Here is an 11852-nt window from a genome sequence, read left to right on the forward strand (position 1 = left end):
CCCGCCGCGCTCGGGCGGATCAGCGCAGGCTCACCGATCCCGCCGAGATGCGCACGTCGATCGTGCTCGCGGCCCCCCGCGTGGCGGGGATGCGGCTATCGAAGTCGCCGGCGCTGACGTTGGAGCGCACGTCGTAGTCGCCCTCGGGCACCCGCAGGTCGACCGAGCCGGCGCTGACGCCGACGACGATGGACTGCGGCTGCGCGCCGGAGAACTGCGACGTGACCGAGCCGGCGCTCACGGTGAGCTCGGCGCTGCGCACGTCGGCCAGTGCGACATCGGCCGAGCCGGCGCTGAGGTTGAGTCCCAGCTGTCGCGCCGTGCCGTTCAGCGTGATCGCACCGGCTCCCAGCTGCACGTCCACGTCGCCGAACTCCCCGGTCGCGCTGACGTCGCCCGCCGAGATGTCGAACTCGGCGTCGAGGCCCTGCAGCGACGCGGGCAGGCGCAGCACGGCGCGTCCCGAGCCGCCGAACCACCATGCCGGCCCGAAGAGGCGGTGGGGCGAGCCGACCGTGAGCGTGTCGCCCTCGACCGCGAAGGTCCAGGAGTCGGCGCCGAACGTGCTCGTCACCTCGAGCTGGGCATCCCGGATGCCGGCGTCGAAGACGACGTCGAACCGCCCGGCCGACAGGTCGATGTCGAGGTCGGACACCGTGCCCACCGCGAGACTGCGCGAATCGGTGCGCACGAGCGCCGACGCGATCGTCGAGGTGACGGCGCTGAACACGGCGCCCAGCACGATCATCGCGCCGAGCACGATCGCGAGGATCGCGATCACGCGCCCGGCCGGCGACGGCCCGCGCGGGGGTGCAGCGGATGCCTGCGGCACCGGTGGCACGGGAGCGGCCGGGGGCGCCGGAGGAGGGGTGAGGGGCGTGGTCATCGATTCATTCCTGTCTGTGTGGGTCCTGCCGGCGGGGTGCCGCCGTGCTGTTCGAGGTGTGCGATCGCGGCGAGCACGCGCCGGTTGCCGGATTCGTCGGGCTCGAGGTCGAGCTTCTGGAACACCGCCGTCACGTGCTTCTCGACGCTTCCCTCGGTGATGTACAGGGCGCGGGCGATCGCCTGGTTCGACCGGCCCTCCGCGATCAGCGCGAGCACGGTGGCCTCGCGCTCGGTGAGCCGCTGCATCCGCTCGTCCCGGCTGCGCCGGTTCAGCAGCTGCGCGACCACCTCGGGGTCGAGCACGGTGGCCCCCTGGCCGATGCGCTCGACCGACTCGAGGAACTCGGAGACATCCGTCACCCGGTCCTTGAGGAGGTAGCCGAGCGCCCCGCCCTTGCCGGCGATGAGGTCGGCGGCGTAGCGCTCCTCGACATACTGCGAGAGCACGAGCACCGCGAGCTCGGGGCGCTCCTCGCGCAGCTTCAGCGCCGCCCTGATGCCCTCGTCGGTCCACGTCGGGGGCAGCCGCACATCGAGGATGCACAGGTCAGGCGCCGATTCGGCGACGCTGCGCTCGAGGTGCTGGGCGTCGGGGAGCGCGGCGACCACCTCGTGGCCGGCGTCTTCGAGCAGTCGCACCAGGCCCTCCCGCAGCAGGGTCGAGTCCTCGCAGATCAGGATGCGCACGGGACGCTCACCTCCAGGCTCGTGGGGCCGCCGGCGGGGCTGTCCAGGCGTGCCTGGCCTCCCGCGGCGAGCACGCGGTTCATGATGCCGTCCAGGCCGCCGCCGGGGACGATGGTCGCGCCGCCGATGCCGTCGTCCTCGACTCGGGCCCACAGCGTGTTCCCGTCGCGCAGGCGCACCACGACGCGGGCGCTGCCGGCGCGGGCGTGCTTGGCCGCGTTGGTCAGGGCCTCGGCGATCGCGAAGTACACGGCCGCCTCGGCGGTGCGGCTGCAGCGGCCGTCGAGCCGCACATCGACCTGCACCGGCACATGCGAGCGGGCCACCAGCGCCGACAGGGCGGCGTCGAGACCGCGGTCGTCCAGCACGGACGCGTGGATGCCGCGGGCCAGCTGCCGCAGCTCGGTGATCGCGGCCTTCGTCGACGTGTGCGCCTCGGAGATGAGCTCCTTCGCGGCATCCGGATCGGACTCGATCTTCTGCTGGGCAAGGCCCAGTGTCATGCCGACGGAGACCAGCCGCGGCTGGACGCCGTCGTGGAGATCGCGCTCGATGCGGGTGCGCTCGACGTCCGCCGCGCGCACGGCGCCGTCGCGCTGCGCGGACGATGCCCGCGCCGCTTCGGCGAGCTGCGCTTCCTGCGAGGGCACGAGGATGGCCCGGGCGAGGATGCCGTGCAGGATGCCCAGGCCGACGAGACCTGCCGCTCCGATGAGCACCTGCACGATGCCGGCGGCCACTCCCCAGCCCACGGGGATGCTCAGGCCCGTGCCGAACAGGCTGATCTCGTCCGTGCTCGCGAACAGCGGCGCGAAGGCGAGGACGACGCCCGAGGCGAACCCGCTGATGAGGGCGAGCACGACGAAGCCCAGGATCGTCGACACGGCGAGGCTCGCGATGCCGCGCCAGGTGGCGCCGTCGATGAACTGCTGCCAGACCGTGCGCAGGAATCCGCCGAAGCCGGGGCGTCCGCTGCGTCGCGGCAGCGGGAGTGCGAGACCGAAGTCGTACAGGCCCTCGACCCGGGCATGCTCGAGCCACGACATGGCGTAGAGCACATAGACGCCTGCGAGCACCAGCAGCAGTCCGATGCCGAAGATCGGGATGAGCCCGATGCCGGTGGCCAGCAGCGTGATGAGGACGGTGAACAGCGCGGGGCCGACGACGGCGAGCGCCGCCATCTGCGCGATGGCGCCGGCGACGCGCAGAGGAGACGCCACGCGGGGCCGTGCCGATGTCGTGGGGGATGGCGCCGCAGGCGCCGCAGCAGTGGTCATGCCATCAACGGTAGGGCGCGGCATCCGTCCCCGCCTCGGGGGCAGCCGGACGGTTCTGGTCGGGTTATCCCCCGGGCCGCGCGAGGTGCTCCAGCTGCGCGCGCGTCGAGGCCTCGGCGGCGAACCGGATGCGGGCATCCACCTGCGGGTACACGACGTCCGCCACGCGGGCGACGGTCTCGTCATCGGTCGCCGCCCGGACCCCGAGCGACGCGAGCGCCGCCTCGACCTCGGTCAGCCGCTCGCGCCGGTGGGCGAGATACGCGTCGCAGATCGCGACCAGATCGGGCAGCGCCGGCCCGTGCGCGGGGAGGACCTGCGCGGCGCCGAGCGCACGCAGCCGCTCGAGCGAGATCAGGTAGTCGGTGAGGCTGCCGTCCTCGGCGATGATCGTCGTGCCGCGCCCGAGGATCGTGTCGCCGGTGAGGATCGAGCCGGCCGGCATCGGCTCGCCGCTGAAGGCGGCGTCGTCGGGAAGGTGGAAGCACACCGAGTCCGCCGTGTGGCCCGGCGTCACCACGGTGCGGATGCGGCATCCCGCCACGGTGATCTCGGCACCGTCCTCGAGGGGCCCGGCGCCGACGCACAGCCGCGGGTCGGCCGCCCGCACGGGTGCCCCGGTCATCGATGCGAACGTGTGGATCGACTCGGAGTGATCCGCGTGGTGATGCGTCAGGAGGACGAGTTCCACGCGCGCGTGCGCCGCGAGCAGTTCGAGGTGCGCGGCGTCCTCCGGTCCGGGGTCGACGACGACGGCCGTGTCGGCCCCGGGCGCCCGCAGTACGAACGAATTGGTGCCGTCCAGGGTCATCGGTCCGGCGTTGGGTGCGAGAACGCGCGTCGCCAGCGCCGTCCAGCGCTGCGTCTGCGGTGCCGCGCCGCTCACGGCAGCTGCTCCAGGAAGTCGGTGAGCCGGACGGTGAACACGTCGTTGTCGTCGCCGGCGATCATGTGCCCTGCCGCACCGACCTCGACGACCTCGGCGTGGGGGATCAGCCGGAGCATGTCTTCGACTCCCTGCGCGCTGACGATGTCGGAGTTGGCCCCGCGGATGATCAGCGTCGGCACCCTCACCTTCTCCGCCGCGCTCGCCAATCGCCGGGTTCTCAGCTCGCGCGCGGGCTCGCTGCCCTCGCGGAGGAACCTCGGGTCCCAGTGCCAGCGCCAGCGTCCGTCCGGGCCCTGACGCAGGTTCTTGCGCAGGCCCTCGGTCGAGGGGGGCCTCGGCCGGTTCGGGTTGTAGGCGGCGATCGCGTCGGCGGCCTCCTCGAGCGTCGCGAAGCCGTCCGGCGCCGAGCCCATGAACTTCTGGATGCGCGCGACGCCGGCCGGCTCGGGGTCGGCGACGATGTCGACGAGCACGAGACCGGTCGCCAGGTCGCCGTGCTCACCCTCGCCGACGAGCGCCGTCATGCCGCCCATCGACGCGCCCACGATGACCGGCCGCGCGCCGATGTGGGCGACCAGTCTCCGCGCATCGGCGACCAGGGCCGATGCGGAGTAGTCGCCGTCCGGCGCCCAGCCGCTGTCGCCGTGGCCGCGGGCATCGAACGCGTAGGCCGTCCAGCCGGCCCGCGCCAGGCGCTCGCCGGTGCGGCGCCACGAATGCCTCGTCTGGCCCCCGCCGTGCAGCAGCAGCACCGCGCCGCGGGACGGCCCGGGCGGCAGCCAGCGATCACCGACGAGGGTCAGGCCCGCGGAGTCCACGTCCACCGCACTGCGGGAGATGTCGCCTGCGGGCCGGGCTGCAGTCATCCGTCAGCGTCCGCTGACGGTTCCGAACAGGCGGGCGATGGGGGCGAGCACGAGCGGGCGTGCTGCGATCCAGCCGGCCGCGACCACGGCCATGGCGGCGACGAAGATCCAGAACCCGGCCCAGTTGTCGGCGTAGGCGTTCGGGTCGATGCTGCCCTGTGCGGCGAACATGTGGTTCAGGTTCCGCAGCGCTCCGGTGGCGAACACGAGGGTGACGTGCACGAGGATGAACAGCACGAAATAGATCATCACCGGGAAGTGCACGGCCCGGGCCCACTCGATCGGGTACGCCTTGTTCAGGCCCTTCGCGTTCTTCGGCCACATGCCCGACATGCGGTAGCCGGTGATCGCGGCGAGCGGCGCGGCCAGGAAGATCGTCGTGAAGTACGCGAGCTGCTGCAGGGAGTTGTAGTTGACCCAGCCGTTCTCGGTCGGCCAGTCCAGCGAGACGTACTGCAGCGCCGCCGACAGCGCGTTGGGGAACACCTCCCAGCTGGTCGGGATGACCCGCATCCACTGTCCGGTCACGAACAGCAGCACGACGAAGATGATCCCGTTGACCAGCCACAGGATGTCCAGCGACTGGTGGAACCAGATCGTCAGGCTGACCTTGCCCTTCGGGTCGCGGCGCGGCGTCCAGAACGCCGTCGGCCGCTTCTCGGTGCGGATCCTGATCCCGGAGCGGATGATCAGCACCATCAGGAAGATGTTGAAGAAGTGCTGCCACCCCAGCCACGCGGGGAAGCCCACCGGTGCGGAGGCCGGCAGGTGGTACTCGCCGGGGAAGGCGGCGAGGAAGTCCTGCATGAAGCCCAGGCTCAGGAACCAGCGCACGAACAGCACCGCCATCGCAGCGGCCACCAGCAGCCCGGCGCCGGCGACGATGATCGCGCCGGTCCACTGCAGCTTCGTGAACCGCCCGTACCGCTGCGGCTGGGCGGGCGCGATCGGCGTCTTCCCCCGCCGCGCCACCCGGTCCGCGTTCCAGCGGTCGGAGGCGGGCGTCGCGTACACGGTGGGCGTGAACGGGAGCGGCCCCTCGATGGTCGGGGCAGGGGATGCCGCGGCCACCTGCGCCGCGACCGGCACCGGTGCTGCCTCGGGGCGCCCCTCGACAAGCTCGGGGACCGAGGCAGGCTCGGGGGCGGGGGCGGCCGGGGCGAAGCCGGCGGGCGGCCAGGGCTCCCCTCCCGAGACGCGCGGCAGGCCCCGGCGGATCGGGGTGTCGGAAGCCGTGACGGCTGCCTGCGCCACGGGCGCTTCGGCTTCCCGAGCGGCCGGCGCGGAGGGCGCTTCATCCTCCCGGTCCGCGGCTTCCCGGTCGTTGAGCGACGGCGCCGCAGGCGCCGGAGACGAAACGCCACTCACCGGCGCAGTGCCGGCAGGCGGCCACGGCTCCCCGCCGGGCACGCGCGGCAGGCCCCGGCGGATCGCGACGGACGCCGCGGCATCCCGGTCGCCCACCGGCGCTTCGGCGGCCGGAGCGGACCCCGCTTCCCGGTCGTTGAGCGACGGCGCCACAGGCGCCGGAGTCGAAACGCCCACCGGCGCCTCGGTGCGGGGCGTTTCGTCTCGCTCCGCTCGCTCAACGACCGGAGGAGTCACGGGGGCGGCCGTGATCGGCGCCTCGCCGGCGGGCGGCCAGGGCTCGCCGCCGGGAACCCGCGGCAGGCCCCGGCGCAGCGTACGCGAGCTGGTGGCCATGCCTACTGCTTCTTCTGCTTGAGGGTCTCGATCAGCTGCGGCACCACGGTGAACAGGTCGCCGACCACGCCGAAGTCCGCGATCTCGAAGATCGGGGCATCCGGGTCCTTGTTGATCGCGACGATCGTCTTGGCGGTCTGCATCCCCGCCCGGTGCTGGATCGCGCCCGAGATCCCGAGCGCCACATACAGCTGCGGCGACACCGAGACCCCGGTCTGCCCGACCTGGTGCGCGTACGGGATGTAACCGGCATCCACCGCAGCCCGCGACGCGCCGATCGCCGCGCCGAGCGTGTCGGCCAGCTCCTCCACGAGCGCGAACTTCTCCTCCGAGCCCAGACCCCGGCCGCCCGAGACGACCTTGGCCGCACCCCGCAGCTCGGGCCGCGACGAGGTCGCCACCGCCTCCTCGAACGAGGTCACGCTCCCCGCGGGCCGGCCGGACTCGGCGACCTCGAGGGCGGTGGTCTGCACCGGCTGCGCCTGGGCGCGCGCGTCCACGGCGCCCTGACGCACCGTGATCACCAGCGGCCCGTAGGTCGCGGCCGAATCGACGTTGTACGCCCCCCCGTACACCGAGTGGTGCGCGATCACGCCCTCGTCGTCGCGGGACACTCCGATGGCGTCCACCGCGATCGGGGCGGCGGTGCGCGCGGCGAACCGACCCGCGACATCCCGCCCGTCCACCGAGTTCGAGATCAGGATCGCGTCCGGCCGCACCTGCTCGGCCGCCGCCGCCAGCGCGTCCACGACCGGCACGGTCAGCCGCGCCGGATCGCCGGCGGCGGTCAGCACGTGCGTCGCGCCCAGGCCCGCGGCATCCTGCACCAGCTGCTGCTGGGCCTCGTCGGCCGCGACCACCAGCGCCACCGGAGTGCCGACGCCCGCCGCCGCGCCCAACAGAGCCGCGCTCGACTTCGCCAGCTCGCCGCCGGGCGTCACATCCAGCAGCACCAGGATCGAATCATCCGCAAACGTCATCGCACACGCCCTCTCACGCCAGCCGGTTCGAGATCAGGAACTCGGCCAGCTGCACGCCCGCGTCGCCCTCATCCGTGATCTTCACTCCGGCACCCCGCGGCGGCTTCTCCGACACCGCGGTCATGATCTCGTGCGGCACCCCCGCCTCATCGACCGTCACACCCAGATCGTCCAGGCTCAGCACCTCGAACGGCTTCTTCTTCGCCGCCATGATCCCCTTGAAGTTCGGGAACCGGGCATCCGGGAGCGCCTCCGTGATCGAGATCACCGCCGGCAGCCCCGCCGACACCTGCGCGACCCCGTCGTCGGTCGCCCGCGACCCCGAGACCCCGGCATCCGTGATCTCCACGGCCGCAAGCCCGGTCAGCTGCGGCACGCCCAGCAGCTCGGCCACCATCGCCGGCACCACACCGGCCGACCCGTCCGTGGACTGGTTGCCCGCGATCACCAGGTCGAACCCGGTGCGCTCGATCGCCGCGGCGAGCACCTTCGCCGTCAACCCGACGTCCGCGCCCGACAGACGCTCGTCCACGACCTGCACGGCAGAGCTCGCCCCCATCGCCAGGCCCTTGCGGATCGAACCCGCCGCCGATTCCGGCGCCATCGAGAGCAGGACCACCTCGGTGTCGGGGTTCTTGTCCGCGAACGAGAGCGCCACCTCGATCGAGCGCTCCCCGATCTCGTCCAGCACCGCATCGGACGCGGCGCGATCGGCCAGACCCGTCTCCAGGCTCAGCTTGCGGTCCCCGTACGTGTCGGGGACCTCCTTGACCAGAACGATGATCTTCACGAGCACTCCTCACGCCTTGCGCGATTCTATCGGCGGCGTGTCAATGTACCCAATCGGCCAGGGATGTCGACCGGGACCGCACGGATTGCAAGCCTGTGTATACATTCGCGCGAGCCCGGGAGAACCGAGCGGATCGCGGTCGCACCGGTAGCCTGGATGCTGCGGAAGGGGGTGCGATGGCACGGATCAAGCGCCTTCAGGTCGATCCGATCGCCGAGGCGAAACGGCAATGGCTGGCGCACGGGTGGGAGGATGCCGCAGCGGGCATGGCGCTGGTCACCTCGATCACGCGTGCCCAGCAGATCCTGCAGGCCCGGGTCGATGAGACGCTGCGGCCGTTCGGGCTCACGTTCGCCCGCTACGAGCTGCTGACGCTACTGCGCTTCTCGCGGGCGGAGCGGATGCCGATGGCTTCGGCATCCGCGCGCCTCCAGGTGCACCCCACCAGCGTGACCAACACGGTCGACCGGCTCGAGGCATCCGGTCACGTCCGCCGCGAACCGCACCCCACCGACGGCCGCGCCGTGCTGGTGGTGCTGACCGAATCCGGCCGCGAGCTGAGCGAGAAGGCGACCGACGCCCTCAACGCGGAGGTCTTCGAGAAGCCCGGGCTCAGTCGTGCCGACACCGACGAAGTCGTTCGCCTGATCGCACGCATGCGTCGCGATGCCGGCGACTTCGAGGACCCGCGGCCGATCCCCGACGCTCTCTGAGCGGGTCCGCCGGCGCGACCGGCTCAGCGGTGGGTGAAGTCGGGGGCGCGCTTCTCGCGGAACGCGGCCATGCCCTCCTTCTGATCCTGTGTGTCGAACAGGGCGGCGAAGACGCGGGACTCGAAGCGCAGACCCTCGGCGAGCGTGGTCTCCATCGCGGCATCCAGCGCGGCCTTGGCGGCATAGACCGACGGCAGCGACTTGGAAGCGATCGCCTCGGCGGTCTTCCCTGCCTCCTCGAGCAGAGCGGATGCCTCGACCACCCGCGACACGAGGCCGGCGCGCTCGGCTTCGGCGGCATCCATCATCCGCCCGGTGAGGATCAGCTCCGCGGCCTTGTAGTACCCCACGGCGCGGATGAGGCGCTGCGTGCCGCCCATGCCGGGGATCACCGCCAGATTGATCTCGGGCTGCCCGAACTTCGCCGAGTCGGCGGCGAGGATGATGTCGCACATCATCGCCAGCTCGCAGCCGCCGCCGAGCGCGTAGCCCGACACCGCGGCGATCACCGGCGTGCGCACGGCCGCGAATCGGGACCAGGCGCCGAAGTGGTCGTCCATCACCATGTCGAGGCCGGTCTTGGACTCCATCTCCTTGATGTCGGCGCCCGCGGCGAACGCGCGCTCCGAGCCGGTCAGCACGATCGCCCCGATCCCGGGGTCGGCGTCGAACGTCTCGGCGGCGTCGACCACCTCGAACTTCACCTGCGAGTTCAGCGCGTTGAGCGCCTCGGGCCGGTTGAGGGTGATCCATCCGACCCGGCCTCGGGTCTCGACCAGGATCGTCTCGTAGTCGGTCATGCCGTCCTCTCGTCGCCGCCCGCGCTCTCGGCACGGATGGTGTTGATGATGCCGGAGAAGTCCTGTCGCGAGCCGTCGCCTTCCGCGAACTCGCGATAGATCTCCCGGGCGAGCATACCCATCCGCGCCTCCACCCCGGTCAGCCCCACAGCCTGCTCGGCGAGGCCGAGGTCCTTGGCCATGAGGGCGCCGGAGAAGCCGGGCCGGTAGTCGTTGTTCGCCGGACTTGTGGGCACAGGACCGGGGACCGGGCAGTTGGTCGTCAGCGCCCAGCATTGACCCGAGGCGTTGGATGCCACGTCGAACAACGCCTGATGCGACAGACCGAGCCGCTCCCCCAGCACGAACGCCTCGGCGACGACGATCTGGGAGACGGCGAGGATCATGTTGTTGCACATCTTCGCGGCCTGACCGAGACCGGGTCCGCCGCAGTGCACGACGCGGCGACCCATGGCCTCCAGCAGCGGCCGCGCCGCTTCGAAGTCGACCTCCGATCCGCCGACCATGAAGGCGAGTGTGGCGTTCTCTGCGCCCACGACTCCGCCCGACACCGGCGCATCCAGCATCCGATGCCCTGCCGTTGTGGCGAGCTCGTGCGCGGCCTGCGCCTCATCGACCGCGATCGTCGAGCAGTCCAGGAACAGGGTGCCCGGTGCGGCGGCCTCCAGCAGACCGCCGCCGCCGCCCGCGCCGGTGTAGGCGTCGAGCACCTGGCGCCCGGTCTGGAACATCGTGATGACGACCTCGGCGTCGCGGGCCGCGGCGACCCCGGATGCGGCGATCGCCAGCCCGGACTGCGCGGCAGCGTCGAGCGAGGCGGCCGACACGTCGAAGCCGGAGACCTCGTGCCCGGCGCCGGACAGGCTGAGGGCCATGGGCAGACCCATGTGCCCGAGGCCGAGAAAAGCGATCTTCACTGTGCACCCTCCAGGACGTGCCGGCCGATGACGACCCGCATGATCTCGTTCGTCCCCTCAAGGATCTGGTGGACGCGCAGGTCGCGGACGACCTTCTCGATCCCGTATTCCTGAAGGTAGCCGTAGCCGCCGTGCAGCTGAAGCGCGTCGTTGGCGACGCGGAATCCGACGTCGGTCGCGAAGCGCTTCGCCATCGCGCACAGCGCCACGGCATCCGGCGCCTTCTCATCCAGAGCGATCGCCGCATCCCGCAGCAGGGCGCGGGCGGCCTGCAGCTCTGTGGCCATGTCGGCGAGCGTGAACACGACGTTCTGCCGCTCGGCGAGAGGCTCGCCGAAGGTGAAGCGCTCGTGCACGTACCGCACGGCGCGGTCGAGTGCCCATTGAGCCCCGCCCAGCGAGCACGCCGCGATGCTGAGGCGGCCGCCGTTGAGGCCGTTCATCGCGATCTTGAATCCCTGCCCGAGCTCGCCGAGGACTGCCGACGCCGGCACCCGCACCTCGTCGAAGACCACCTGGCGGGTGGGCTGGGCGTTCCACCCCATCTTCTTCTCGTTCGCACCGAACGACAGGCCGGGGGTGCCGTCCGGCACGATGAACGCGGTGATGCCGCGGGCGCCGCCGCTGCCCGTCGAGGAGCCGGTGCGAGCCATCACGACGTAGACGCCGGCCTCCCCTCCGCCGGAGATGAACTGCTTGACGCCGGTGATGACGTAGTCGTCCCCGTCTGCGATCGCGGTCGTGGTGATGGCCGCCGCATCCGATCCTGCGCCCGGCTCGGTCAGGCAGTAGGCGCCGAACACCTCCATCGCCGTGAGACGCGGCAGCCACTCGGCCCGCTGCTCGTCAGAGCCGTACGAATCGATCATCCAGGCGACCATGTTGTGGATCGAGATGTACGCGGCGATCGAGGGGTCGCCCTGGGCGAGCTGCTCGAAGAGGGCGACGGCGTCCCGGCGGGCGAGGCCCGATCCGCCGTGCTGCTCGCCGACGTAGACGCCGCCGAGTCCGAGTTCACCCGCGCGGCGGATGGTCTCGCGCGGGAAGACCTTCTGCTCGTCCCACTCCTGGGCATGCGGCTCCAGCTCGGTGCGGGCGAACTCCCGCACGGCTTCGAGCATCGCGCCACGCTCTTCATCGGACAGGACGGTGGGCTGTGCGCTCTGCTGAGCGGTCATCACCATGGGGGTCTCCTCTGCGGTGGGGAGCCGGCTCCGTTCGTGGGGAGCGCCGGCGTGCCTTCGTCGGCACTCCTACATGATACTAGGACGTCCATGTATCTGCGCAATCGAGGTCACCCCGTGCCACTCAGCGGTGCGCTCAGAGCCGCTCGATGATCGT

Annotated in this window: 12 protein-coding genes; 1 reads left to right on the forward strand and 11 read right to left on the reverse strand. The window is 71.6% G+C overall.

Translation table 11 applies throughout. The annotated features are described in order from the left end of the window. Positions 1-19 precede the first annotated feature (19 nt). From ACIWQI_RS15920 to ACIWQI_RS15955, 8 genes are all read right to left on the reverse strand, one after another. Positions 20-886: a DUF4097 family beta strand repeat-containing protein gene (locus ACIWQI_RS15920; protein ID WP_396658915.1), complete on the reverse strand. Its 867-nt coding sequence runs from the start codon at positions 884-886 to the stop codon at positions 20-22. Then, the gene (locus tag ACIWQI_RS15925; RefSeq protein ID WP_396658916.1) at positions 883-1575 is read right to left on the reverse strand and encodes a response regulator; all 693 of its coding nucleotides are present in this window, start codon (positions 1573-1575) and stop codon (positions 883-885) included. Before ACIWQI_RS15925 ends, ACIWQI_RS15920 begins: the two co-directional genes overlap by 4 nt. Next, positions 1563-2852 (reverse strand): sensor histidine kinase, encoded by a 1290-nt coding sequence (locus ACIWQI_RS15930; RefSeq protein WP_396658918.1) that lies wholly within the window; start codon positions 2850-2852, stop codon positions 1563-1565. Before ACIWQI_RS15930 ends, ACIWQI_RS15925 begins: the two co-directional genes overlap by 13 nt. Before the next feature lie 64 nt (positions 2853-2916). Then, positions 2917-3738, reverse strand: a complete 822-nt coding sequence (locus ACIWQI_RS15935) for an MBL fold metallo-hydrolase (RefSeq protein WP_396658920.1) — start codon at positions 3736-3738, stop codon at positions 2917-2919. Then, complete coding sequence (locus ACIWQI_RS15940) at positions 3735-4607, reverse strand: alpha/beta fold hydrolase (RefSeq protein WP_396658921.1); 873 nt, start codon at positions 4605-4607, stop codon at positions 3735-3737. Before ACIWQI_RS15940 ends, ACIWQI_RS15935 begins: the two co-directional genes overlap by 4 nt. A 3-nt stretch (positions 4608-4610) precedes the next feature. After that, positions 4611-5861 carry a cytochrome b/b6 domain-containing protein gene (locus ACIWQI_RS15945; RefSeq protein WP_396658923.1) on the reverse strand — a complete coding sequence of 417 codons (1251 nt, stop codon included), beginning with the start codon at positions 5859-5861 and terminating at the stop codon, positions 4611-4613. Between the two features lie 452 nt (positions 5862-6313). Next, positions 6314-7291: an electron transfer flavoprotein subunit alpha/FixB family protein gene (locus tag ACIWQI_RS15950; RefSeq protein ID WP_396658924.1), complete on the reverse strand. Its 978-nt coding sequence runs from the start codon at positions 7289-7291 to the stop codon at positions 6314-6316. Between the two features lie 13 nt (positions 7292-7304). After that, positions 7305-8081 (reverse strand): electron transfer flavoprotein subunit beta/FixA family protein, encoded by a 777-nt coding sequence (locus tag ACIWQI_RS15955; RefSeq protein ID WP_396658926.1) that lies wholly within the window; start codon positions 8079-8081, stop codon positions 7305-7307. A gap of 176 nt (positions 8082-8257) precedes the next feature. Here ACIWQI_RS15955 and ACIWQI_RS15960 point away from each other — a divergent pair, with 176 nt between their 5' ends. Next, the gene (locus ACIWQI_RS15960) at positions 8258-8794 is read left to right on the forward strand and encodes a MarR family winged helix-turn-helix transcriptional regulator (RefSeq protein WP_396658928.1); all 537 of its coding nucleotides are present in this window, start codon (positions 8258-8260) and stop codon (positions 8792-8794) included. A gap of 23 nt (positions 8795-8817) precedes the next feature. Here the strand turns inward: ACIWQI_RS15960 and ACIWQI_RS15965 are convergent, their stop codons facing one another. From ACIWQI_RS15965 to ACIWQI_RS15975, 3 genes are read right to left on the reverse strand one after another with little or no spacing between them, the layout of a single operon-like run. Then, a complete protein-coding gene (locus tag ACIWQI_RS15965) occupies positions 8818-9594 on the reverse strand; it encodes an enoyl-CoA hydratase (protein WP_396658929.1) in 777 nt (258 codons plus the stop codon). Next, the gene (gene mmsB, locus ACIWQI_RS15970; protein WP_396658931.1) at positions 9591-10511 is read right to left on the reverse strand and encodes a 3-hydroxyisobutyrate dehydrogenase; all 921 of its coding nucleotides are present in this window, start codon (positions 10509-10511) and stop codon (positions 9591-9593) included. Before mmsB ends, ACIWQI_RS15965 begins: the two co-directional genes overlap by 4 nt. After that, entirely contained in the window at positions 10508-11695 is a 1188-nt protein-coding gene (locus ACIWQI_RS15975) for an acyl-CoA dehydrogenase family protein (RefSeq protein ID WP_396658933.1), read from the reverse strand. Before ACIWQI_RS15975 ends, mmsB begins: the two co-directional genes overlap by 4 nt. Positions 11696-11852: the final 157 nt, after the last annotated feature.

The organism is Microbacterium sp. (assembly GCF_044508325.1).
Lineage (GTDB): Bacteria > Actinomycetota > Actinomycetes > Actinomycetales > Microbacteriaceae > Microbacterium.